At 55.5% G+C, this 22,996-nt stretch carries 21 protein-coding genes; 14 read left to right on the forward strand and 7 right to left on the reverse strand.

The window, feature by feature from the left end; translation table 11 throughout:
• Nucleotides 1–305 precede the first annotated feature (305 nt).
• The gene (locus tag EGY08_RS15055) at nucleotides 306–1,187 is read left to right on the forward strand and encodes a MurR/RpiR family transcriptional regulator (RefSeq protein WP_004126967.1); all 882 of its coding nucleotides are present in this window, start codon (nucleotides 306–308) and stop codon (nucleotides 1,185–1,187) included.
• A 147-nt stretch (nucleotides 1,188–1,334) separates the two neighbouring features.
• Nucleotides 1,335–2,225 (forward strand): dihydrodipicolinate synthase family protein, encoded by an 891-nt coding sequence (locus EGY08_RS15060; protein WP_004126964.1) that lies wholly within the window; start codon nucleotides 1,335–1,337, stop codon nucleotides 2,223–2,225.
• Between the two features lie 103 nt (nucleotides 2,226–2,328).
• Here the strand turns inward: EGY08_RS15060 and EGY08_RS15065 are convergent, their stop codons facing one another.
• The 6 genes from EGY08_RS15065 to rpmH all read right to left on the reverse strand — a co-directional run bounded on the left by EGY08_RS15065 (nucleotide 2,329) and on the right by rpmH (nucleotide 6,824).
• Nucleotides 2,329–2,736, reverse strand: coding sequence for a GNAT family N-acetyltransferase (locus EGY08_RS15065; protein ID WP_004126960.1), 408 nt, complete (start codon nucleotides 2,734–2,736; stop codon nucleotides 2,329–2,331).
• Between the two features lie 143 nt (nucleotides 2,737–2,879).
• Nucleotides 2,880–4,244, reverse strand: coding sequence for a tRNA uridine-5-carboxymethylaminomethyl(34) synthesis GTPase MnmE (mnmE, locus tag EGY08_RS15070; RefSeq protein ID WP_004126955.1), 1,365 nt, complete (start codon nucleotides 4,242–4,244; stop codon nucleotides 2,880–2,882).
• Between the two features lie 194 nt (nucleotides 4,245–4,438).
• Nucleotides 4,439–6,085, reverse strand: coding sequence for a membrane protein insertase YidC (yidC, locus tag EGY08_RS15075; RefSeq protein ID WP_004126953.1), 1,647 nt, complete (start codon nucleotides 6,083–6,085; stop codon nucleotides 4,439–4,441).
• Nucleotides 6,086–6,087: 2 nt separating this feature from the next.
• The gene (gene yidD / locus EGY08_RS15080) at nucleotides 6,088–6,345 is read right to left on the reverse strand and encodes a membrane protein insertion efficiency factor YidD (RefSeq protein WP_004871831.1); all 258 of its coding nucleotides are present in this window, start codon (nucleotides 6,343–6,345) and stop codon (nucleotides 6,088–6,090) included.
• Complete coding sequence (rnpA, locus tag EGY08_RS15085; protein WP_004871829.1) at nucleotides 6,309–6,668, reverse strand: ribonuclease P protein component; 360 nt, start codon at nucleotides 6,666–6,668, stop codon at nucleotides 6,309–6,311. The genes yidD and rnpA overlap by 37 nt, the downstream gene beginning before the upstream one ends.
• A gap of 15 nt (nucleotides 6,669–6,683) precedes the next feature.
• Nucleotides 6,684–6,824, reverse strand: a complete 141-nt coding sequence (gene rpmH, locus EGY08_RS15090) for a 50S ribosomal protein L34 (RefSeq protein WP_004871828.1) — start codon at nucleotides 6,822–6,824, stop codon at nucleotides 6,684–6,686.
• 623 nt (nucleotides 6,825–7,447) lie between these two features.
• Between rpmH and dnaA the strand changes: the two genes are divergently transcribed.
• The 4 genes from dnaA (at nucleotide 7,448) to gyrB (ending at nucleotide 13,618) form a co-directional block, all read left to right on the forward strand.
• A complete protein-coding gene (dnaA, locus tag EGY08_RS15095) occupies nucleotides 7,448–8,848 on the forward strand; it encodes a chromosomal replication initiator protein DnaA (protein WP_004126950.1) in 1,401 nt (466 codons plus the stop codon).
• 4 nt (nucleotides 8,849–8,852) lie between these two features.
• Nucleotides 8,853–9,953 (forward strand): DNA polymerase III subunit beta, encoded by a 1,101-nt coding sequence (dnaN, locus tag EGY08_RS15100; RefSeq protein ID WP_004107206.1) that lies wholly within the window; start codon nucleotides 8,853–8,855, stop codon nucleotides 9,951–9,953.
• Nucleotides 9,954–10,101: 148 nt separating this feature from the next.
• Nucleotides 10,102–11,175, forward strand: a complete 1,074-nt coding sequence (gene recF, locus EGY08_RS15105; RefSeq protein WP_004126948.1) for a DNA replication/repair protein RecF — start codon at nucleotides 10,102–10,104, stop codon at nucleotides 11,173–11,175.
• Between the two features lie 28 nt (nucleotides 11,176–11,203).
• Nucleotides 11,204–13,618 (forward strand): DNA topoisomerase (ATP-hydrolyzing) subunit B, encoded by a 2,415-nt coding sequence (gene gyrB / locus EGY08_RS15110; protein WP_004126944.1) that lies wholly within the window; start codon nucleotides 11,204–11,206, stop codon nucleotides 13,616–13,618.
• Nucleotides 13,619–13,650: 32 nt separating this feature from the next.
• On the opposite strand, the gene EGY08_RS15115 is transcribed toward gyrB, so the two are convergent.
• Entirely contained in the window at nucleotides 13,651–14,586 is a 936-nt protein-coding gene (locus EGY08_RS15115) for a LysR family transcriptional regulator (RefSeq protein WP_004126943.1), read from the reverse strand.
• Between the two features lie 110 nt (nucleotides 14,587–14,696).
• Here EGY08_RS15115 and EGY08_RS15120 point away from each other — a divergent pair, with 110 nt between their 5' ends.
• From EGY08_RS15120 to EGY08_RS15155, 8 genes are all read left to right on the forward strand, one after another.
• Nucleotides 14,697–15,722, forward strand: a complete 1,026-nt coding sequence (locus tag EGY08_RS15120) for a zinc-dependent alcohol dehydrogenase family protein (protein ID WP_123828625.1) — start codon at nucleotides 14,697–14,699, stop codon at nucleotides 15,720–15,722.
• A 115-nt stretch (nucleotides 15,723–15,837) separates the two neighbouring features.
• Entirely contained in the window at nucleotides 15,838–16,650 is an 813-nt protein-coding gene (gene yidA, locus EGY08_RS15125) for a sugar-phosphatase (protein ID WP_004126934.1), read from the forward strand.
• Between the two features lie 243 nt (nucleotides 16,651–16,893).
• Nucleotides 16,894–17,583: a D-galactonate utilization transcriptional regulator DgoR gene (gene dgoR / locus EGY08_RS15130; RefSeq protein ID WP_004126932.1), complete on the forward strand. Its 690-nt coding sequence runs from the start codon at nucleotides 16,894–16,896 to the stop codon at nucleotides 17,581–17,583.
• Nucleotides 17,580–18,455 carry a 2-dehydro-3-deoxygalactonokinase gene (locus tag EGY08_RS15135; RefSeq protein WP_123828626.1) on the forward strand — a complete coding sequence of 292 codons (876 nt, stop codon included), beginning with the start codon at nucleotides 17,580–17,582 and terminating at the stop codon, nucleotides 18,453–18,455. Before dgoR ends, EGY08_RS15135 begins: the two co-directional genes overlap by 4 nt.
• Nucleotides 18,439–19,056, forward strand: coding sequence for a 2-dehydro-3-deoxy-6-phosphogalactonate aldolase (locus tag EGY08_RS15140; RefSeq protein ID WP_004126928.1), 618 nt, complete (start codon nucleotides 18,439–18,441; stop codon nucleotides 19,054–19,056). Before EGY08_RS15135 ends, EGY08_RS15140 begins: the two co-directional genes overlap by 17 nt.
• The gene (gene dgoD, locus EGY08_RS15145; RefSeq protein WP_123828627.1) at nucleotides 19,053–20,201 is read left to right on the forward strand and encodes a galactonate dehydratase; all 1,149 of its coding nucleotides are present in this window, start codon (nucleotides 19,053–19,055) and stop codon (nucleotides 20,199–20,201) included. The genes EGY08_RS15140 and dgoD overlap by 4 nt, the downstream gene beginning before the upstream one ends.
• Before the next feature lie 179 nt (nucleotides 20,202–20,380).
• Nucleotides 20,381–21,718: an MFS transporter gene (locus EGY08_RS15150; protein ID WP_071846050.1), complete on the forward strand. Its 1,338-nt coding sequence runs from the start codon at nucleotides 20,381–20,383 to the stop codon at nucleotides 21,716–21,718.
• A 51-nt stretch (nucleotides 21,719–21,769) separates the two neighbouring features.
• Nucleotides 21,770–22,996 carry a DUF3748 domain-containing protein gene (locus EGY08_RS15155; RefSeq protein ID WP_004126922.1) on the forward strand — a complete coding sequence of 409 codons (1,227 nt, stop codon included), beginning with the start codon at nucleotides 21,770–21,772 and terminating at the stop codon, nucleotides 22,994–22,996.

Here is a 22,996-nt window from a genome sequence, read left to right on the forward strand (position 1 = left end):
TTTTTTTTTGCTATCGGGCCTAAAACAGCAGGGTGTCGCATAGCCAAATGAAGTTAAACTCCATTTAATGTATTTTTTAGAAGTTAAACACCACAAGAGCATTTTATTAAATGTGTGAACAAGATCATGGACACAGAATAGGAGAAACGAAAAAAGGCGATCTGACTCACGCCATGAGACGTAAAATGTTTTCGCCGCTCAGGATATAGACGCGGCGGCACGGCGTTTTTAAAAATCCATATTGCCTGGTGATGCGCTGTACTCCATCATTAGCGCCTGATAATCGCGTAAACAGTAGGGAAGAGATGACGACTCCGACTTCGCCGGTCAAAGCCGGGAAAATACTTGATACCCTGGGAGCGATGCAAAGCAGTATGACCCGCGTCGGGAAAAGCATTGCGCAGTTTGTGATGACTTCCCCCCACAAGGTGACGCAGCTTTCTATCGCCGACCTCTCAGAGGAAGTGAACGCGGGCGAAGCGTCGGTGATCCGTTTCTGTCGACAGCTGGGCTATAAAGGCTTTCAGAATTTCAAAATGGAGCTGGCTATTGAGCTGGCCATGACCGATACCGATGACAACAGCACGCTTCTGGAGGCTGAGATTCAGAAAGCCGACGATGCGCACACCATTGGTCTCAAGCTCCAGGGCGCTATCTCGACCGTGCTCTCGGAAACGCTCAATCTGCTGGATATGGAGCAGGTTGAACGGGTCGTTGAGGCGCTGCATAGCTGCAATAGCACCTTTATCTTCGGCGTTGGCGCCTCCGGGCTGACCGCCGAAGAGATGAAGCACAAGCTGATGCGAATCGGGATGCGCGTCGATGCCTTAACGAATAATCACTTTATGTATATGCAGGCCGCGCTGCTCAAGGCTGGTGATGTCGCTATCGGTATCAGCCACTCCGGGCATTCGCCGGAAACCACCCACGCCCTTAGTCTGGCAAAGCAGGCCGGAGCCATCACCGTCGCCTTAACGCATAACCTCGGGTCGCCATTGAGTAAAGTCGCGGATATTACGCTGATTAACGGCAACCGCCAGGGACGCCTTCAGGGCGACTCCATTGGCACCAAAACGGCGCAGCTTTTCGTACTGGATCTCATTTACACGCTGCTAGTGCAGAAAGATCCTGAAGCCGCCCGAGCCAATAAACTGCGCACGATGGATGCCCTGTCCACGCTCAAATAGAGCGATTTTTGTGCGATTCGTCACAATCTTCTACTCCCGTTTTTCTCCCTGCCGGTATCCAGTTGCAACCGGCATGGTTACCTTTTAAAGTGGAGTAATACTTCAAAGTAAATTCATTTAAGAAGAAAAACACCACTAGAGGTTTACATGACAAAGCTAACCGGTCTTATTGCCGCTCCCCACACGCCTTTTGATGCCAACGGCGAAGTCAACTACCCCGTTATCGATCGGATTGCCGAGCACCTGATTCGCCAGGGCGTTAAAGGCGCTTACGTCTGTGGGACAACCGGAGAAGGTATCCACTGTTCTGTTGACGAGCGTAAAAAAATCGCCGAGCGCTGGGTCGCGGCAAGCCAGGGACAGCTCAGCATCACGCTGCACACGGGGGCGCTCAGCATCGCCGATGCGCTGGAGCTGAGCCGTCATGCTGAAACCCTGGATATTTTTGCCACCTCGGTCATCGGTCCGTGCTTCTTTAAACCGTCTACCGTCGACGATCTGGTGGAATATTGCCGCATTATCGCCGCCGCGGCGCCGTCAAAAGGCTTCTATTACTACCATTCCGGCATGTCGGGTCTGAGCCTCGATATGGAGCAGTTTCTGATCGCCGCGGCGGATAAAATTCCGAACCTGTCCGGTATGAAGTTTAACTCCGCGGATATGTATGAGTTCCAGCGCTGCCTGCGCGTCAACAATCGCCAGTTCGATATTCCGTTCGGCGTGGATGAGTTTTTACCCGCAGGCCTGGCCTGCGGCGCCATCGGCGCGGTGGGCAGTACCTATAACTACGCGGCGCCGCTCTATCATCGCCTGATCGAGAGCTTCAACCAGGGGGATCATCAGGACGTTGCCGCCTGTATGGATAAAGTCATCGCGATTATTCGCATCCTGGTTCAGTACGGCGGCGTGGCGGCCGGGAAGCTGGCCATGCAGCTGCACGACATTGACGTCGGCGATCCGCGCCGCCCGCTGCGCCCGATGACCAGCGAGCAAAAGCGCGTCGCGCTGGACGCTTTTCGCGCTGCCGACTTTATTTAATTCTGATAGCATCACCGGCATCCGGGAGATACCGCAGCCCCGGATGCCCCTCCGCCGTTACGGCGATTCTGGTTACATCTAAACAGGGCGTTAGTACTCGGGGCTATTTCCAGATCTTCGCCATACCTTCACTTTCCGGCCTGACGCTGGAAAAGCCGAATTTCGCGTACAGTTCGGGAACATCGGCCACCAGCGAGACGTATGCCCCTTTAAACGCGTTGTTATCAAGCCAGGTAACTATTTTTTGCACGATCTGGCGACCGAGACCTTTTCCCTGATGGGCCGGGTCCACGGCGACGTCGACAATTTCAAAGTTCAGCGCGCCGTCGCCGACGATACGCCCCATACCAACGGTCACGCCCTCATAGAGAATATGCACGCCGTAGCAGCTACGCGGCAGGCCAGCACGGGCGCCTTCCAGCGGGCGCGGCGACATACCTGATATGACGCGCAGGCGACAAAAATCTTCTGCAGAAGGGACGGTATCAATAAAGGTGTAATCGATGGTCATGGTTGCATCCGGCACGTTAAAAACAGCGATGCCGATAAGGGTAATAGATAAACCAATCTACGGTGAAGATGATAAATAAAAATAATAAAAAACCCGCTTTAACAGGACGTTAATGCGGGTTAGTCAATGCTCACATACTGAGCTTATTTACCAATACAGAAACTTGAGAAAATACGACCCAGCAGGTCATCGGAGGTAAACTCGCCGGTGATTTCGCTCAAGTTCTGCTGAGCCAGGCGCAGCTCTTCCGCCAGCAGCTCGCCAGCCCACGCGCCCAGCAGCTGCGCTTTACCCTGCTGCAGATGCTCTGCGGCGTCGGACAGCGCCTGTAGATGGCGGCGGCGCGCCAGAAAACCGCCTTCCATATTGGTTTCAAAGCCCATGCTCTGCTTGAGATGATTACGCAGTACGTCTACGCCCTCGCCGGTACGCGCCGAAAGGCGTACAAGTGAGTGATCATTTACTTCGCTCAGCCCCAGCGTTTCGCCGGTTATATCCGCTTTGTTGCGCACGACGGTAATCGGCAGGTTTTTCGGCAGACGGGCGATAAAATCTGGCCAGATATCCGCCGGATCGGTCGCGTCAGTGGTGGTGCCATCGACCATAAATAGCACGCGGTCGGCCTGTTCAATCTCCTGCCAGGCGCGCTCGATACCGATGCGCTCGACCTCATCGTTCGCATCGCGCAGGCCGGCGGTATCGATGATGTGCAGCGGCATACCATCGATATGGATATGTTCGCGCAGCACGTCGCGGGTGGTACCGGCAATATCGGTGACGATAGCCGCTTCCCGGCCCGCCAGCGCATTCAGCAGGCTTGATTTCCCGGCGTTCGGCCGCCCGGCAATGACGACCTTCATCCCTTCGCGCAGCAGGCTGCCCTGGCGCGCTTCGGCGCGAACGGCATCAAGATCGGCGATAACGTCGTTTAGCTGGGCTTCAATTTTGCCATCGGAGAGGAAGTCGATCTCTTCGTCCGGGAAATCAATGGCCGCCTCCACGTAGATGCGCAGGTGCGTCAGCGCTTCCACAAGATGGTTTACGCGGGTAGAGAATGCGCCCTGCAGCGAATTCAGCGCAGAACGTGCCGCCTGCTCGGAGCTGGCGTCGATCAGATCGGCAATGGCTTCTGCCTGTGCCAGGTCGAGCTTGTCGTTTAAAAACGCGCGCTCGGAGAACTCGCCGGGCCTGGCGATGCGCACGCCCGGCAGCGTCAGAATGCGTTTCAGAAGCAGGTCGAGGATAACCGGTCCGCCGTGGCCCTGAAGCTCCAGCACGTCTTCACCGGTAAAGGAGTTAGGGCCGGGGAACCACAGCGCAATCCCCTGATCCAGCGCACTGCCGTCGCTGTCTTTAAACGGCAGGTAGTCGGCATAGCGCGGTTTCGGCAGCTTGCCCAGCACCGCCTGCGCAACGTCGCGCGCCTTCAGGCCAGAGATGCGCAGAATGCCCACACCACCGCGTCCCGGTGGGGTTGCCTGGGCGACGATAGTGTCGTTATGGCTCATGGTGACTCTCTATGTAGATGTAAAAAAGGCGGTCTATTGACCGCCTTCTCTGGCATTAACGTTACCGTAGATACTCGAAATAATTCAAGTTGCAGAAAGGCGGCAAGTTAGTGAGGCCCCAGGAGCTTACTGTAGTAAGTGACTGGGGCGAACTAATGAAGCCAACGCATCTGCGGCTTGAAGAATGAAGAGTATCAGGATTTTTTCTTCTCGCGGCTATGAAGGCCACGCTTCTCCAGACCACGGTAAATCAGCTGCTGCTGAATAATGGTGACCAGGTTGCTGACGATATAGTAAACCACCAGACCGGACGGGAACCACAGGAAGAACACCGTGAAGATGACCGGCATAAAGGTCATGATCTTCTGCTGCATCGGGTCGGTCACGGTGGTCGGAGACATCTTCTGGATGAAGAACATCGTCGCGCCCATGATGATCGGCAGGATGTAGTACGGGTCTTGCGCAGACAGGTCGTGGATCCACAGGATAAACGGCGCATGACGCAGTTCAACCGAGGCGCTCAGCATGTAGTACAGCGCAAGGAAGATTGGCATCTGGATTATCAGCGGGAAGCAGCCACCCAGCGGGTTAACCTTCTCAGCTTTATACAGGGCCATCATTTCCTGGCTTTGACGCTGCTTGTCGTCGCCCAGACGCTCGCGCATCGCCTGAATCTTCGGCTGCAGCATACGCATCTTCGCCATGGAGGTGTACTGCGCTTTAGTCAGCGGGTACATGATGCCACGAACGATAAAGGTGATGACGATGATGGAGAAGCCCCAGTTGCCCAGGAAGCTATGGATCCATTTCAGCAGTTTGAACAGCGGCTGAGAGATAAACCACAGCCAGCCGTAGTCGACGGTCAGGTCAAGGTGTGGCGCAACGGCGGCCATTTTGTCCTGAATGGCCGGGCCGACCCACAGGGTGCTTTCCAGCTTATCGGTTTGACCCGGCTGCACCAGAACCGGCTGCGATTTGTAGCCGATCGCCACAATACCGTTGCCGAGATTCGCGGTGTAGAAGTTGTTAGTACCGTTGTTCTGCGGAACCCATGCGGTTGTGAAGTACTGCTGCAGCATGGCAACCCAACCGTTTTTGGTGCTAACGTTCAGGTTTTCGTTATCGATGATAGTATCGAATTTATATTTTTCGTACTTCGTTTCAGACGTTGAGTACGCCGCGCCGCGGAAGGTGTGCATCGTTGTCAGACCGCCGGTCTGCGTATCGCGATGCGTCGGCAGGTTGGCCGTTTGCTTCAGTTGACCAAACGTCGACACTTCCAGCGGTTTTTCGCTGGCGTTCTGCACGCTATAGCCGACGTTTACCGCATATTCACCGCGCTTAAGGGTGAAGGTTTTGGTGAATACGTTGCCTGCTTTATCGGTGTACGTCAGAGGAATGACGATTTCGTTCTGGCCATCAGCCAGCACAAACGCATCTTTATCGACGTTATACAACGGACGCGGTCCGTTAGCCGGGTTGTCCGGGCCATCACGACCGGTCAGGCCGCTCTGCGCCTGATAGGTAAACTGCGGCGTGGTTTCCAGTAACTGGAACGGCTCAGTCGACTTCAGCTCTTTCGGATAATCCAGAAGCAGCGCTTGCTCAACATCACCACCGCTGGTGTTGATGGTCAGGTCAAGCACATCGGTTTTTACCGTAATCAGTTTCCCCTGGCCACTGGCCGGTACGCCCTGGTCGGCGGCGCTACCCGTTGCTGTGGTCGTTGTCTGCGTGGTCTGCTGCTGAGGTTGAGGATTGTTATCCTGCTCCCAGGCTTGCCAGATCATGAAAGACACGAACAACAAAGCGATGATAAGAAGATTGCGTTGCGAATCCATCGTTAGTGTTCTCTGGTATCAAATGGTCCAGGCGGGACGGGATCGTCACCACCAGGGTGTAAAGGGTGGCATTTTAATACGCGTTTCACCGTCAACCAACTGCCTTTTATCAATCCAAACCTGCGCAATGCCTCAATTCCGTATTGAGAACAGGTCGGCGTGAAACGGCAGTGCGGCCCGAGTAGCGGACTAATCAGGCGCTGATAGACCCGAATCAGGCCTATCAGGACCCGCGAGCCAGGCGACAGTGGCGGCGCCATAATTTTTCCAACGCTTCCGAGAGAGCACGGTTATCGAGGTCGGCAACCCCTTTCTTCGCCACCACCACGAAATCCATTGGCGGGAGTTCATGTTGACGTAAACGGAAGCTTTCACGCGTCAGACGTTTAATCCGATTGCGTTCATGCGCTCGCTTAACGTTTTTCTTGGCGACGGTAAGACCGATGCGGGGATGCCCCAGCGAATTTTGGCGGCCGAGGATGGTGATTTGCGGCGTGCCAGCCCGTAATGGCTGCTGGAAGACGAAAGTGAAATGACTGGGAGTTAACAAGCGTAACTCCCTGGGAAATGCGAGCTTAACCACTCAGGGTTAGCTTTATTACTTGGAAACGGTCAGACGAGCGCGGCTTTTAGCACGACGACGTGCCAGAACCTGACGACCATTTTTAGTAGCCATACGAGCACGGAAGCCGTGAGAACGGTTGCGCTTCAGTACAGACGGTTGAAAAGTGCGTTTCATGGCGATTTCTACCTAAACTTGAATAATTTCACTGACTTTCGCGTAAATCCGAACGAATTTCGAACGGCCTACGCCTCAGCGTGGGTGATTAAAGAGGCCGGATTGTAATAATTGTACACTCCGGAGTCAATTCTCTTTCCTTATTTCTCGCACCTTGCCGCACAAAAAACAGGCGATGGCACGTTACGGAAAACGGGCATTACGCGCCGGGTGGTGGATTATACGACCTGGTGGATAAAGCGCAAGGATCGCAAAGGATCTTTGTTAGATCGATTAAGCCCAAAACCAGGATAGTTCATTAATTTTTCCAATATGCGGCTGAAATCGTGCTCCACTCCAGCCAGGATCGATTACACTTACCCAGCTTCGATCCTTCCTGTGGATAAATCGGGAAGAATCTGTTGAGAAACACAAGATCTCTTTCTCAGTTTAGGCTATGATCCCCGGTCCCGATCGGGATCCAGAGATCCGCATCGGGTAATAACCGCAGATAGCGGTTCGCACGTCACCCCTTTAGTGCAGGGGCTTTTCGGCTATGCAGGGTCTTGTCGACGTGTGCCAACAATCACGATTGTTTCAGTTTCTCTTTTTATATATCGATTTTTGTTCGAGTGGAGTCCGCCGTGTCACTTTCGCTTTGGCAGCAGTGTCTTGCCCGATTGCAGGATGAGTTACCAGCCACAGAATTCAGCATGTGGATACGCCCTTTGCAGGCGGAATTGAGCGATAACACGCTGGCACTGTATGCGCCAAACCGTTTTGTGCTCGATTGGGTAAGGGATAAATACCTCAATAATATCAATGGACTCCTCAATGATTTTTGCGGTGCGGATGCCCCACAGCTGCGGTTTGAGGTAGGCGCTAAGCCAGCCGTTCAGATGCAGAGAGGTACGGTTAGCGTTGCGGCCGCAGCGCCCGCGCAGCCGATCCAGACGGCGCGCGTCGCGCCGACGATCGTGCGTCCGGGTTGGGATAACGTTCCGGCGCCGGCAGAACCGACCTACCGCTCTAACGTCAATGTAAAACACACGTTTGATAACTTCGTCGAAGGTAAATCCAACCAGCTGGCTCGCGCGGCGGCGCGTCAGGTTGCGGATAACCCCGGCGGCGCGTACAACCCACTGTTCCTTTATGGCGGTACCGGTTTGGGTAAAACCCACCTTTTACATGCGGTGGGTAACGGAATTGTGGCGCGTAAACCCAATGCGAAAGTGGTTTACATGCACTCAGAGCGTTTTGTACAGGACATGGTAAAAGCCCTGCAAAACAACGCTATTGAAGAATTTAAGCGCTATTACCGCTCCGTTGACGCCCTGTTGATCGATGACATTCAGTTTTTCGCTAATAAAGAGCGCTCGCAGGAAGAGTTTTTCCACACCTTTAACGCCCTGCTGGAAGGCAATCAGCAGATCATCCTGACGTCGGATCGCTATCCGAAGGAGATCAACGGGGTTGAGGATCGTCTGAAATCACGCTTCGGCTGGGGGCTGACGGTCGCGATCGAGCCGCCAGAGCTAGAAACCCGCGTGGCGATCCTGATGAAAAAAGCCGATGAAAACGACATTCGCCTGCCGGGCGAAGTCGCGTTCTTTATTGCTAAGCGCCTGCGCTCTAACGTACGTGAACTCGAAGGGGCACTGAACCGCGTTATTGCCAACGCCAACTTTACCGGCCGGGCGATCACCATCGATTTCGTGCGCGAAGCGCTGCGCGATCTGCTGGCTTTACAGGAAAAACTGGTCACCATCGACAATATTCAAAAGACGGTGGCGGAGTATTACAAAATTAAGGTAGCGGACCTGCTGTCTAAACGCCGCTCCCGTTCGGTGGCGCGCCCTCGGCAGATGGCGATGGCGCTGGCAAAAGAGCTGACCAACCACAGTCTGCCGGAAATCGGCGACGCGTTTGGCGGCCGCGACCATACCACCGTCCTGCACGCTTGCCGCAAGATTGAGCAACTGCGTGAAGAAAGCCACGATATCAAAGAAGATTTTTCCAATTTAATCAGAACATTATCCTCGTGACGCTATGAAATTTACCGTAGAACGTGAACATTTATTAAAACCGCTGCAACAGGTTAGCGGTCCTTTAGGTGGTCGTCCGACGCTACCGATTCTTGGCAACCTGCTCCTACAGGTTACCGATGGCGCGCTGTCGCTGACCGGTACCGATCTGGAAATGGAAATGGTCGCGCGCGTTGCGCTGATTCAGCCGCACGAAGCGGGAGCAACAACCGTTCCGGCGCGTAAATTTTTTGATATCTGCCGCGGCCTGCCTGAAGGCGCGGAGATCGCGGTCCAGCTGGAAGGCGAGCGCATGCTGGTGCGTTCCGGACGCAGCCGCTTTTCGCTGTCGACGCTGCCTGCGGCGGATTTCCCGAACCTCGATGACTGGCAGAGTGAAGTCGAATTCACCCTGCCGCAGGCGACCATGAAGCGTCTGATCGAAGCGACGCAGTTTTCAATGGCGCACCAGGACGTTCGCTATTACTTAAACGGTATGCTGTTTGAAACCGAGGGTAGCGAACTGCGCACCGTGGCGACCGACGGTCACCGCCTGGCGGTTTGCTCGATGCCGCTGGAAGAGTCGCTGCCCAATCATTCGGTGATCGTGCCGCGTAAAGGCGTGATTGAGCTGATGCGTATGCTCGACGGCGGCGATACCCCGCTGCGCGTGCAGATCGGCAGCAACAATATCCGCGCTCACGTTGGCGACTTTATCTTCACTTCTAAGCTGGTGGATGGACGTTTCCCTGACTATCGCCGCGTATTGCCGAAAAACCCGGATAAGCACCTGGATGCCGGCTGCGATATTCTCAAGCAGGCCTTTGCTCGCGCGGCGATTCTTTCTAACGAAAAATTCCGCGGCGTGCGACTGTACGTCAGTGAAAATCAGCTGAAAATCACCGCCAATAACCCGGAACAGGAAGAAGCGGAAGAAATTCTCGATGTCACCTATGCCGGGACCGAGATGGAAATCGGCTTTAACGTCAGCTATGTGCTGGACGTCCTGAACGCGCTAAAGTGTGAGAACGTGCGCATTCTGCTGACGGATTCCGTTTCGAGCGTGCAGATTGAGGATGCGGCCTCCCAATCCGCAGCCTACGTCGTCATGCCTATGCGATTGTAGAATCTGCAAAGGGGCTGGTTTACTTGCCATTTCGCCTTCCGGCAGTGCTCGAAATGCTCACGTACTTCGTGTACGCTCCGCTTTCTGCGCGCTGGCGGTAGACGAACTGGCTGCGACACCCACGCCCCTTGAATGATGACGAGCTGATATGTCGCTATCCCGACTCCTGATTAAAGATTTCCGCAATATTGAAAATGCGGATCTCGCCCTCTCTCCCGGCTTTAATTTCCTGGTTGGCGCCAACGGCAGCGGCAAAACCAGCGTACTTGAAGCTATCTACACGCTCGGCCACGGGCGGGCGTTTCGCAGTTTGCAGATTGGCCGCGTGATTCGTCACGAACAGGAGTCCTTTGTTCTGCACGGTCGCCTGCAGGGAGAAGAGCGAGAAGTATCTATCGGCCTGACGAAAGATAAACAGGGCGACAGCAAGGTGCGTATCGACGGTACCGATGGGCATAAAGTGGCTGAGCTGGCTCATCTGATGCCGATGCAGCTGATTACCCCCGAGGGGTTTACTTTACTCAACGGCGGCCCCAAATACAGAAGAGCGTTCCTTGACTGGGGATGCTTTCACAACGAAGCCGGATTCTTTACCGCCTGGAGCAACCTGAAGCGTCTGGTGAAGCAGCGCAACGCCGCGCTGCGTCAGGTAAGCCGCTATGCCCAGCTGCGGCCATGGGATCTGGAGCTGATCCCGCTGGCGGAGCAAATCAGCCGCTGGCGGGCCGAATATAGCGCCGCTATCGTCGAAGACATGGCGGATACCTGTCGGCAGTTTTTGCCGGAGTTCGCTCTCACTTTTTCTTTCCAGCGCGGCTGGGAGAAAGAAACGGATTATGCCGAGGTGCTGGAGCGAAATTTCGAACGCGATCGCATGCTAACCTATACCGCCCACGGCCCGCACAAAGCGGATTTCCGCATTCGTGCCGATGGCGCGCCGGTAGAGGATACATTGTCACGCGGGCAGCTTAAGCTGCTGATGTGCGCCCTACGACTGGCGCAAGGCGAGTTTCTGACCCGCGAAAGCGGGCGGCGCTGCCTGTACCTGATAGATGATTTTGCCTCGGAACTTGACGACGCGCGGCGCGGGCTACTTGCCAGCCGCTTAAAAGCCACGCAGTCGCAGGTTTTCGTCAGCGCCATTAGCGCTGAACACGTTATGGACATGTCGGACGAAAATTCGAAGATGTTTACCGTGGAAAAGGGTAAAATAGCGGATTAACCTAAGATAAAATGAGCGAGAAACGTTGATGTCGAATTCTTATGACTCCTCCAGTATCAAAGTCCTGAAAGGGCTGGATGCGGTGCGTAAGCGCCCGGGTATGTATATCGGCGACACGGATGACGGCACCGGTCTGCACCACATGGTATTCGAGGTTGTGGATAACGCTATCGACGAAGCGCTCGCAGGTTACTGTAAAGACATCGTTGTTACTATCCACAGCGATAACTCCGTCTCCGTCCAGGATGACGGTCGCGGTATTCCGACTGGTATTCACCCCGAAGAGGGCGTGTCGGCGGCGGAAGTGATCATGACCGTTCTGCACGCGGGCGGTAAATTCGATGATAACTCCTATAAAGTTTCCGGTGGTCTGCACGGCGTAGGCGTTTCCGTGGTTAACGCCCTGTCGCAGAAACTGGAGCTGGTCATTCAGCGCGATAACAAAATTCACCGTCAGATTTACGCGCATGGCGTGCCGCAGGCGCCGCTCGCGGTTACCGGCGAAACCGAAAAAACCGGCACCATGGTGCGTTTCTGGCCGAGCTACGAAACCTTCACCAACGTGGTCGAATTCGAATACGAGATTCTGGCAAAACGCCTGCGCGAGCTGTCGTTCCTGAACTCCGGTGTGTCGATTCGCCTGCGCGATAAGCGCGACGGTAAAGAGGATCATTTCCACTACGAAGGCGGTATTAAAGCGTTCGTAGAATATCTGAATAAAAACAAAACGCCGATCCACCCGAATATCTTCTATTTCTCCACCGAAAAAGACGGCATCGGCGTTGAAGTTGCGCTGCAGTGGAACGATGGTTTCCAGGAAAACATCTACTGTTTTACCAACAACATTCCGCAGCGCGACGGCGGTACTCACCTTGCTGGCTTCCGTGCGGCGATGACCCGTACCCTGAACGCCTACATGGATAAAGAAGGCTACAGCAAAAAAGCGAAAGTCAGCGCCACCGGCGACGATGCCCGTGAAGGCCTGATCGCTGTGGTCTCCGTGAAGGTGCCGGATCCGAAGTTCTCCTCGCAGACCAAAGACAAGCTGGTCTCCTCTGAGGTGAAATCGGCGGTCGAACAGCAGATGAACGAACTGCTGAACGAATACCTGCTGGAAAATCCGTCTGACGCCAAAATCGTAGTCGGTAAAATCATCGACGCGGCGCGCGCGCGCGAAGCCGCACGTCGGGCGCGTGAAATGACCCGCCGTAAAGGCGCGCTGGACCTGGCGGGCCTGCCGGGCAAGCTGGCGGACTGTCAGGAACGCGACCCCGCGCACTCTGAATTGTACTTAGTGGAAGGGGACTCTGCGGGCGGCTCTGCGAAACAGGGGCGTAACCGTAAGAACCAGGCGATTCTGCCGCTGAAAGGTAAAATCCTTAACGTTGAGAAAGCGCGCTTTGACAAAATGCTCGCGTCTCAGGAAGTGGCGACGCTGATTACCGCGTTGGGCTGCGGCATTGGCCGTGATGAGTACAACCCGGACAAACTGCGCTACCACAGCATCATCATCATGACCGATGCGGACGTCGACGGCTCGCACATTCGTACGCTGCTGTTGACCTTCTTCTATCGTCAGATGCCGGAAATCGTTGAGCGCGGACACGTCTACATTGCCCAGCCGCCGCTGTACAAAGTGAAGAAAGGCAAGCAGGAACAGTACATTAAAGACGACGAAGCGATGGATCAGTACCAAATCTCCATCGCGCTGGATGGCGCCACTTTGCATACCAACGCCAACGCGCCGGCCTTAGCCGGCGAGCCGCTGGAGAGACTGGTTGCCGAGTATAACGCCACGCAGAAAATGATTACGCGTATGGAACGTCGTTATCCTAAAGCCCTGCTGAAAGAGCTTATCTATCAGCCGACGCTGGCAGAGGCCGACCTGGCGAACGAGCAGACCGTAACGCGCTGGATCAACGCCCTGGTGAGCGAGCTGAACGAGAAAGAGCAGCACGGCAGCCAGTGGAAATTTGATGTCCGCGAGAACGCCGAGCTGCAGCAGTTTGAGCCGATCGTTCGCGTCCGTACCCACGGCGTGGATACCGACTACCCGCTGGATCACGAGTTTGTCACCGGGCCGGAATACCACCGTATCTGCGCGCTGGGCGAAACGCTGCGCGGTCTGATTGAAGACGATGCCTTTATCGAGCGCGGCGAGCGTCGTCAGCCGGTGGCCAGCTTCGAACAGGCGCTGGACTGGCTGGTGAAAGAGTCCCGTCGCGGCCTTTCTATCCAGCGCTATAAAGGTCTTGGTGAGATGAACCCGGATCAGCTGTGGGAAACCACCATGGATCCGGACAGCCGCCGCATGCTGCGCGTGACCGTTAAGGACGCGATTGCCGCTGACCAGCTGTTCACGACCCTGATGGGGGACGCCGTTGAACCACGTCGCGCCTTTATCGAAGAGAACGCCCTCAAAGCGGCAAACATCGATATTTAATCGTCGTATACCGCCATACTCAGGCCGCGCATTTAGCGCGGCTTTTTTATGGGCGCAGGCCTATCCAGCGACATCACGGACGGTAAACGGCTAGCGAGCGTATCGACGGCAATTCTCACTCTCAGCGGCAGATGAGGCGTCTGTTGCCAGACCGCGTGAACGTCGAAGCGCACATCCGGTGCCTGCTTTAACAGCGGGACGAGTTTTCCCTCATGAATTTCTTTACTGACCATCCAGCAGGGCAGCCATGCAATACCGTGTCCGGCCAGCGCAGCGTCGCAGATCGCCTGCAAATCATCCATATTGAGCGATGAACGGGGAGTAAAGGTATGCGAGGCACCTTCGCTGTCCATCAGCTGCCAGGATAGCACTCTGCCTGCCTGCAGATAGTTAATGGCCGCATGATGGGGTAAATCATCAACGCTTTGCGGCGTCCCCTTCTTCTGCAGATAATCCGGCGCGGCGCACAGTACCATGCGGTGTTCTCCCAGCCTTCTGGCGACCAGAACGCTGCTGTCCTGAAGCGTGCCGTTACGTACCGCCATATCAAACCCTTCCTCGACGAGATCCACAACGCGGTCGCTGAATGACATCTCCAGCTCAAGGTCTGGATGTTCCTGCGCCAGCGCGATCAGCAGCGGGGCGACGCACTGGCGGCCAAACAGCACCGGCATGGCAACGCGCAGGCGGCCACTGACCTGCTGTTTCCCCGTTTCCAGTAGCGATTCTGCGCCCCGAATTTCCTCCAGCGCGCGCAGGCAGTGTTCATAAAAAAGGGCGCCGCTGTCGGTCAGGCTTTGGCTGCGGGTCGTACGTTGAAACAGACGTACCCCCAGTCGCTCCTCAAGGCGAGCGATGCTCTTTCCCACCGCCGAACGCGACAAATGCAAACGGATTGCGGCCTGCGCAAAACTGCCCGCCTCAACGGCGGCCACAAAAACGGGGATATCCTTCAGCGTATTGGACATAAATTGTTTCTTTTTTGGCGTCAATAGTGGGAAAAGTTATCGCCACTGGCGACTCTGAGTCAACGGTAGACTGTCGATACTGAAGCTTATTTGATTCCAGGAGAAAAAAGATGACAGAGACAATGCAACGCTGGTCGATGAACGCCCTAGGGCGCGAGAATCTCAAACTCACCCAGGCGCCCGTGCCGCAGCCCGGCCCGGGAGAAGTCCGCGTACGGGTGAATGCCGTTGCGCTCAACTACCGCGATAAAATGGTTATCGAAGGCTCCATGCCGATCGCGCTTTCCTTCCCGTTTACGCCGGCATCCGATATGGCGGGCGTGGTGGAAAGCACGGGAGAGGGCGTCACGCGTTTTAAACCCGGCGCTCGCGTCATCTCGACCTTTTTCCCGGAGTGGATCGACGGTAGGCCAACAGCGGACGCCCGCACTTTGCCCTATAAAACGACCGGCGGTTACTTTCAGGGGATGCTGGCTGAGTACGTGATTGTGAATGAAAACGGGTTGGTGGCCGCTCCGGAATCCCTGGATGACGCAGAGGCCAGCACGTTACCCTGCGCCGGGCTTACCGCATGGTTCGCGCTGGTGGAGCGCGGTCATTTGCGCGCCGGGCAATCGGTACTGGTGCAGGGCACGGGCGGTGTGGCGATATTCGCTTTGCAAATTGCCAAAGCGCAGGGGGCGGAGGTTTTTGTCACGTCGGGAAGCGATGAAAAACTGGTGCGGGCTAAGCAACTCGGCGCCGATTATGGCATCAACCGGCTTAAAGGTGACTGGGCTGAAGGAATATACGAACTGACGAGCGATCGCGGCATCGACCACATCATTGAAACCGTTGGCGGGGAGAACCTGAGGCATTCCCTGCGCGCCGTGGCGGTTCATGGGCGTATTTCGGTCATCGGCGTGCTGGCGGGCACTGAAATCTCGCTGCCCGCGGGCGAATTGTTGCTGAAATCCCCGGTGATTCAGGGGATTGGCGTCGGGCACCGTCGTGCGCTGGAAGATTTCGTTCGCGCCGTTGACGTGACCGGGTTGAAGCCTGTGATTGAGCACCGTTACCGCTTTAACCAGCTTGAACAGGCGCTGGAACACCTCGATCGCGGGGCGTTTGGCAAAATTGTGCTCACCCGCGAGTAAGACTCCGTTCCCCGGATCTTGCCTAAAAGGGGGGATTCTGCTGCGCAATGTAGCTCTATTTTTGTGGGCTTAATCGCGTTAGCATGAGTAAGGACTCATCTTACCCGGGGATTTCATGGCTATTAAACTGATTGCAATCGATATGGACGGCACGCTCCTGCTGCCTGACCATACTATCTCTCCTGCGGTGAAAACCGCGATTGCCGCAGCCCGTGAACGCGGCGTTAACGTGGTGCTGACCACCGGCCGTCCTTACGCTGGCGTGCACAGTTATCTGAAAGAACTGCATATGGAGCAGCCTGGAGATTACTGCATCACCTATAACGGTGCTTTAGTGCAGAAGGCGAGCGACGGCAGTACCGTTGCACAAACCGCGCTGGGCTACGACGACTACCGCTATCTGGAACAGCTGGCCCGCGATGTCGGCTCCCACTTCCACGCGCTCGACCGCAATACCCTGTATACCGCGAACCGCGATGTGAGCTATTACACGGTACATGAATCCTACGTGGCGACGATCCCGTTGGTCTTCTGTGAAGCAGAAAATATGGATCCGAATATTCAGCTGCTGAAAGTGATGATGATCGATGAGCCGGCGATTCTGGATCAGGCTATCGCCCGCATTCCGGCTGAAGTGAAAGAGAAATACACCGTGCTGAAAAGCGCGCCGTACTTCCTTGAAATTCTTGATAAACGCGTCACCAAAGGCACTGGCGTGAAATCGCTGGCCGATGCGTTGGGTATCAAAGCGGAAGAGGTGATGGCGATTGGCGATCAGGAAAACGACATCGCGATGATTGAATACGCCGGTGTCGGCGTAGCAATGGACAATGCGATTCCGGCAGTCAAAGAAGCGGCAAACTTTATCACAAAATCTAACCTGGAAGACGGTGTAGCGTATGCTATTGAAAAATATGTCTTAAACTAAAGGTCTCTTTCTGAAAAACCCGCGTTTATCGCGGGTTTTTTTATGCTCTAAGTTTACCCCGCCGCAAGATCCCCAAACCGAATTGTCGTTTTTGTGATCTAAATTGTAGTACAACATGTTTGTATTGTACTACATTGTGTCCATAGAGATGACGAGTGGTATCACGTTAGTACTACAAAGTTGCGGTTAAATCCGCCTGTCGCGGTAAAGTAGAGGGAGACATCCAGAGCATAAGGACTCTCCATGACTCTCAATAAAACCGATCGCATTGTCATCACGTTGGGCAAGCAGATTGTCAGCGGCAAATACGTTCCCGGCTCTGCGCTGCCCGCGGAAGCCGACCTGTGTGAGGAGTTCGCCACCTCGCGCAATATCATTCGCGAAGTGTTCCGTTCGTTGATGGCTAAGCGGCTGATTGAAATGAAGCGCTATCGCGGCGCGTTCGTTGCGCCGCGTAACCAGTGGAATTATCTCGACACCGACGTTTTACAGTGGGTGCTGGAGAGTGATTACGACCCGCGGCTGATTAGCGCGATGAGCGAGGTACGTAACCTGGTTGAACCCGCGATTGCCCGCTGGGCGGCAGAGCGCGCGACGTCGAGCGATCTGGCGCAAATAGAAGAAGCGCTCAATGACATGATCGCCAACAATCAGGACAGAGAGGCGTTTAACGAGGCGGATATTCGCTATCACGAGGCGGTGCTGCAGTCGGTGCATAACCCGGTACTGCAACAGCTCAACGTAGCGATCAGCTCGCTGCAGCGGGCGGTATTTGAAAGAACGTGGATGGGCGATGAGGCCAACATGCCGAAAACGCTCCAGGAACATAAGGCGCTGTTTGACGCCATCCGGCATCAGGACAGCGAAGCGGCGGAGCAGGCGGCGCTCACCATGATCGCCAGCTCGACACGAAGGCTGAAGGAAATCACATGACATCTCGCTACATCGCAATTGACTGGGGATCGACCAACCTGCGCGCCTGGCTTTATCAGGACGACCAGTGCCTGGAGAGCAGGCAATCGGAAGCTGGCGTCACGCGCCTGAACGGACATTCCCCCGCAGCGGTGTTTAGCGAAATAACCACGGGCTGGCGCGACAGCGCTACCCCGGTAGTGATGGCGGGAATGGTCGGCAGTAACGTCGGCTGGAAGGTGGCGGCCTATTTGCCCGTTCCCGTTGATTTCTCCGCCATTGGCCAACAATTGACGCCCGTTGGCGACAAAGTCTGGATTATTCCCGGGCTCTGCGTCTCTCGAGACGATAACCAGAATGTGATGCGCGGCGAAGAGACTCAGCTCCTCGGCGCGCGGATGATTACCCCTTCTTCCGTCTACGTGATGCCCGGCACCCACTGCAAATGGGTGCAGGCCGACCGCCAACAAATTAACGACTTTCGCACGGTGATGACCGGCGAACTGCATCATCTTCTGCTGCGCCACTCGCTGGTCGGCGCCGGGTTACCGGAGCAGGTCTCCGCCCCCGGCGCGTTTAACGCCGGGCTTGAGCGCGGCCTTCATTCGCCAGACATTCTGCCGCGGCTTTTTGAGGTGCGCGCTTCGCACGTGCTGGGGTCGCTGCCGCGCGAGCAGGTCAGCGAGTTTCTGTCGGGGCTGCTGATTGGCGCGGAAGTCGCCACCCTGAGCCAACGCTTTCACGACTCGCAGGTCGCCATTGTCGGCGGCGAGGCGCTAGCGAACCGCTATCAGCAGGCCCTGAGCGCCATTGGCCGTCAGACCACCGTGGTGTCGGGTGACAACGCATTTCAGACAGGAATAAGGAGCATCATCCATGCAGTGGCAAACTAACTTACCGCTTATCGCTATCCTGCGCGGGATCAAGCCGGAAGAGGCGCTGGCGCATGTGGGGGCGGTGATTGACGCCGGATTTGACGCCGTAGAAATTCCGCTCAACTCACCGCAGTGGGAAAAGAGTATTCCCGCCGTTGTTGAGGCTTATGGCGATAAAGCCCTGATTGGCGCAGGCACTGTGCTTAATACAGAACGGGTGGATCAGCTTGCCCAAATGGGCTGCAGGCTTATCGTCACGCCCAATATTCAGCCCGAGGTCATTCGCCGTGCGGTGAGCTACGGCATGACGGTCTGTCCGGGATGCGCGACGGCGACAGAAGCGTTCGCCGCGCTGGACGCCGGGTCTCAGGCGTTGAAAGTCTTCCCTTCTTCGGCTTTTGGCCCTGACTACATCAAAGCGTTAAAAGCCGTTTTGCCGCCGGAGGTGCCCGTTTTTGCGGTGGGCGGCGTGACGCCGGAAAATCTGGCGCAGTGGATAAAAGCAGGCTGTACCGGCGCCGGGTTGGGCAGCGATCTTTATCGCGCAGGCCAATCCATAGAGCGTACCCAACGGCAGGCGACAGCATTTGTTAAAGCGTATCGAGAGGCAGTGCAATGAAAATAACCAAACTCACCACGTATCGTTTACCCCCGCGCTGGATGTTTTTAAAAATTGAGACCGACGAAGGCGTGGTTGGCTGGGGCGAGCCCGTGATTGAAGGGCGCGCGCGCACCGTAGAGGCGGCGGTGCATGAGCTCGGCGATTATCTGATAGGCCAGGATCCGGCGCGGATTAACGACCTGTGGCAGGTGATGTACCGCGCGGGCTTTTACCGCGGCGGTCCGATTTTAATGAGCGCCATCGCCGGTATCGATCAGGCGCTGTGGGATATTAAAGGCAAAGTGATGAACGCGCCGGTCTGGCAGTTGATGGGCGGCCTGGTGCGCGACAAAATCAAAGCCTACAGCTGGGTTGGCGGAGATCGTCCGGCGGAGGTGATTGACGGTATCAAAAAGCTGCGCGGAATTGGTTTTGATACCTTTAAATTAAACGGCTGCGAAGAGCTGGGGCTTATCGATAACTCGCGCGCGGTGGATGCCGCGGTGAATACCGTCGCGCAAATTCGCGAAGCGTTCGGCAATGAAATTGAGTTCGGCCTCGATTTCCACGGTCGCGTTAGCGCGCCAATGGCGAAGGTGCTGATTAAAGAGCTGGAGCAATATCGCCCGCTGTTTATTGAAGAGCCGGTTCTTGCCGAACAGGCGGAATATTATTCGCGGCTGGCGGCGCAAACCTCGATTCCTATCGCGGCGGGCGAACGCATGTTCTCGCGCTTCGAGTTTAAACGCGTGCTGGAAGCGGGTGGGCTGGCCATTCTCCAACCCGATCTGTCGCACGCCGGTGGTATTACCGAGTGCTATAAAATCGCCGGAATGGCCGAAGCCTACGACGTGGCGCTGGCGCCGCACTGCCCGCTGGGACCTGTTGCGCTTGCCGCCTGCCTGCACGTCGACTTTGTCTCATATAACGCCGTCTTCCAGGAGCAGAGTATGGGTATTCACTATAACAAGGGCGCGGAATTACTCGACTTTGTGAAAAATAAAGAGGACTTCAATATGGAAGGCGGTTTCTTTAAACCATTAATGAAGCCCGGGCTTGGCGTAGAAATAGATGAAGCGCGGGTCGTGGAATTAAGTCAGAACGCGCCGGACTGGCGTAATCCGTTGTGGCGGCATGAGGATGGTAGCGTCGCCGAATGGTAAATGCGCGTCATACTTTGCGCTGCTGATGCGTTGGCTGCATTTTCTTATCCCAGTCACATACTAATGTATGCTCCTGGGAATGCGAAAATTTGCCACCTTTCCCCAGCACAAATTATTTAGCGCATTACGGTTAAGTTATTAATAAAAAATTTAAATAAACCCTCTGTAAATTACCGGGCATGGTGAGCGGCCTCGCTATGCCCAAAATCTGGAGACAGATTGCGATGGATATTTCAGTTACAGCTGCAAAACCCGGGCGTCGTCGCTATTTGACGCTGATAATGATCTTTATTACCGTGGTGATTTGTTATGTTGACCGCGCTAACCTTGCCGTGGCATCGGCGCATATTCAGGAAGAGTTTGGTATAACCAAAGCGGAAATGGGATATGTATTTTCCGCTTTCGCGTGGCTGTATACGCTTTGCCAGATTCCCGGCGGCTGGTTCCTTGACCGCGTGGGCTCAAGGCTAACCTACTTTATCGCTATTTTTGGCTGGTCGGTGGCGACGCTGCTTCAGGGATTTGCCACCGGGCTTATGTCGTTGATTGGCCTGCGCGCAATTACCGGGATATTTGAAGCGCCGGCGTTTCCAACCAATAATCGCATGGTGACCAGCTGGTTTCCGGAACACGAGCGCGCATCAGCCGTCGGTTTTTACACCTCAGGACAGTTTGTCGGGCTGGCATTTCTGACCCCACTGTTAATCTGGATTCAGGAAATGCTGAGCTGGCACTGGGTATTTATCGTTACCGGCGCTATCGGGATTGTATGGTCACTTATTTGGATAAAGGTCTATCAACCGCCGCGCCTGACGAAAAGCATCAGCAAAGCCGAACTGGATTATATTCGCGACGGCGGTGGCCTGGTGGACGGCGATGCGCCCGTTAAAAAAGAGGCGCGCCAGCCGCTGACCAAAGCCGACTGGAAGCTGGTATTCCATCGCAAACTGATAGGTGTTTACCTGGGACAGTTTGCCGTGACCTCGACACTGTGGTTCTTCCTGACCTGGTTCCCCAACTATCTGACACAGGAAAAGGGGATTACGGCGCTGAAAGCGGGCTTTATGACCACGGTTCCGTTCCTTGCCGCCTTTGTTGGCGTGCTGCTCTCCGGCTGGCTGGCGGACAGGCTGGTAAGAAAAGGCTTCTCGTTAGGCGCCGCGCGTAAAACCCCGATTATCTGCGGCCTGCTGATCTCGACCTGCATCATGGGCGCAAACTATACCAACGATCCGGTGTGGATTATGGTCCTGATGGCGTTAGCGTTTTTCGGTAACGGCTTCGCTTCGATTACCTGGTCGCTGGTCTCTTCGCTTGCGCCAATGAGGCTTATTGGGCTGACGGGGGGGATGTTTAATTTCGTCGGCGGGCTGGGCGGTATCACCGTTCCGCTGGTAGTGGGCTATCTGGCTCAGGACTATGGTTTTGCGCCTGCGCTGGTTTATATTTCCGTTATTGCGTTGGTTGGCGCACTCTCTTACATCCTGCTGGTGGGGGATGTTAAACGAGTAGGCTAATCCTTTCCGATACTATACCCTGATGCGAAAGTCTCGCATCAGGGTATCTTTATGAAACAAGTCACCTTTGCTCTCCGTCATCATCAGCTTACCAACACCCGCACCTGGACGGCGGACAGCCGGTGGCTGGTTTTTGACGTTCGTCCCTCAGGCGCCTCCTTTACTGGCGAAACGATTGAGCGGGTAAATGTCGATACGGGAGAAGTTGAGATCCTCTACCGAACCGGACAAGGTGCGTACGTTGGCGTGGTGACCGTTCATCCATCGGAAGATAAATATGTCTTCATCCACGGCCCGGAAAACCCTGACGAGCGCTGGCATTACGATTTCCACCATCGTCGCGGCGTGGTGACGTATCAGGGGGAAACGCGCAACCTTGATGCGATGGATATCACTCCGCCCTATACCCCCGGCGCGCTGCGCGGCGGCAGCCATGTGCATGTTTTTAGCCCGAACGGCGAGCTCGTCAGCTTTACCTATAACGACCACGTGTTGCATGAACGCGATCCGGCGCTGGATTTGCGCAACGTTGGCGTGGCGGTTCCCTATGGCCCGGTAGTACCGCGTGGGGATCATCCGCGGCAATACGGCGGTAGCCACTGGTGCGTGCTGGTCAGCCACACAACGTCATCCCCCGTGCCGGGCAGCGACGAGATTAATCGTGCCTATGAAGAAGGCTGGGTCGGCGACCGGGCGCTGGCGTTTATTGGCGATACGCGAGCGATAAACGGCGACAAAGTGCCGGAGCTGTTTATTGTCGCGTTGCCGCAGAGCGAGCAGGGCTGGAAGCAGTCTGGCGATGCGCCGCTGGCAGGAACGCAAACCACGATGCCGGCGCCTCCTGCCGGCGTGGTTCAGCGTCGCTTAACGTTTACCCATGAACGTCGTTATCCGGGGCTGGTGACTACGCCCCGTCATTGGGTACGCGCCAATCCGCAGGCAACGGAGATTGCTTTTCTGATGCGCGATGAGGCCGGCGTGGTGCAAATGTGGCTTATCTCGCCTCAGGGTGACGGGCTGCGGCAGTTGACCCACAACCGCTCCGATATCCAGTCGGCGTTTAACTGGCATCCGTCGGGGAAATGGTTGGGCTTTGTGCTGGAAAACCGAATCGCGCTTTGTGATGCGCTGAGCGGGGAAATCCTCTTTTTGACCGACGGACATACCAATCCGCCATCGGCCGAAGCGATCGTCTTTTCGCCAGACGGCAAACAGCTTGCCTGGATGGAAGAGGTAGACGGTTACCGCCAGCTATGGGTAACCGCAACGGGGCGCTAA

Origin of the sequence: Klebsiella sp. FDAARGOS_511, assembly GCF_003812845.1 — a bacterium.
GTDB lineage: Bacteria > Pseudomonadota > Gammaproteobacteria > Enterobacterales > Enterobacteriaceae > Klebsiella > Klebsiella grimontii.

Coding starts and splice junctions, on each gene's coding strand:
- EGY08_RS15055 (WP_004126967.1), top strand. CDS start 306: ATGACGACTCCGACTTCGCCGGTCAAAGCCGGGAAAATACTTGATACC.
- EGY08_RS15060 (WP_004126964.1), top strand. CDS start 1,335: ATGACAAAGCTAACCGGTCTTATTGCCGCTCCCCACACGCCTTTTGAT.
- EGY08_RS15065 (WP_004126960.1), bottom strand. CDS start 2,736: ATGACCATCGATTACACCTTTATTGATACCGTCCCTTCTGCAGAAGAT.
- mnmE (WP_004126955.1), bottom strand. CDS start 4,244: ATGAGCCATAACGACACTATCGTCGCCCAGGCAACCCCACCGGGACGC.
- yidC (WP_004126953.1), bottom strand. CDS start 6,085: ATGGATTCGCAACGCAATCTTCTTATCATCGCTTTGTTGTTCGTGTCT.
- yidD (WP_004871831.1), bottom strand. CDS start 6,345: ATGGCGCCGCCACTGTCGCCTGGCTCGCGGGTCCTGATAGGCCTGATT.
- rpmH (WP_004871828.1), bottom strand. CDS start 6,824: ATGAAACGCACTTTTCAACCGTCTGTACTGAAGCGCAACCGTTCTCAC.
- dnaN (WP_004107206.1), top strand. CDS start 8,853: ATGAAATTTACCGTAGAACGTGAACATTTATTAAAACCGCTGCAACAG.
- recF (WP_004126948.1), top strand. CDS start 10,102: ATGTCGCTATCCCGACTCCTGATTAAAGATTTCCGCAATATTGAAAAT.
- gyrB (WP_004126944.1), top strand. CDS start 11,204: ATGTCGAATTCTTATGACTCCTCCAGTATCAAAGTCCTGAAAGGGCTG.
- EGY08_RS15115 (WP_004126943.1), bottom strand. CDS start 14,586: ATGTCCAATACGCTGAAGGATATCCCCGTTTTTGTGGCCGCCGTTGAG.
- EGY08_RS15120 (WP_123828625.1), top strand. CDS start 14,697: ATGACAGAGACAATGCAACGCTGGTCGATGAACGCCCTAGGGCGCGAG.
- yidA (WP_004126934.1), top strand. CDS start 15,838: ATGGCTATTAAACTGATTGCAATCGATATGGACGGCACGCTCCTGCTG.
- dgoR (WP_004126932.1), top strand. CDS start 16,894: ATGACTCTCAATAAAACCGATCGCATTGTCATCACGTTGGGCAAGCAG.
- EGY08_RS15135 (WP_123828626.1), top strand. CDS start 17,580: ATGACATCTCGCTACATCGCAATTGACTGGGGATCGACCAACCTGCGC.
- EGY08_RS15140 (WP_004126928.1), top strand. CDS start 18,439: ATGCAGTGGCAAACTAACTTACCGCTTATCGCTATCCTGCGCGGGATC.
- dgoD (WP_123828627.1), top strand. CDS start 19,053: ATGAAAATAACCAAACTCACCACGTATCGTTTACCCCCGCGCTGGATG.
- EGY08_RS15150 (WP_071846050.1), top strand. CDS start 20,381: ATGGTGAGCGGCCTCGCTATGCCCAAAATCTGGAGACAGATTGCGATG.
- EGY08_RS15155 (WP_004126922.1), top strand. CDS start 21,770: ATGAAACAAGTCACCTTTGCTCTCCGTCATCATCAGCTTACCAACACC.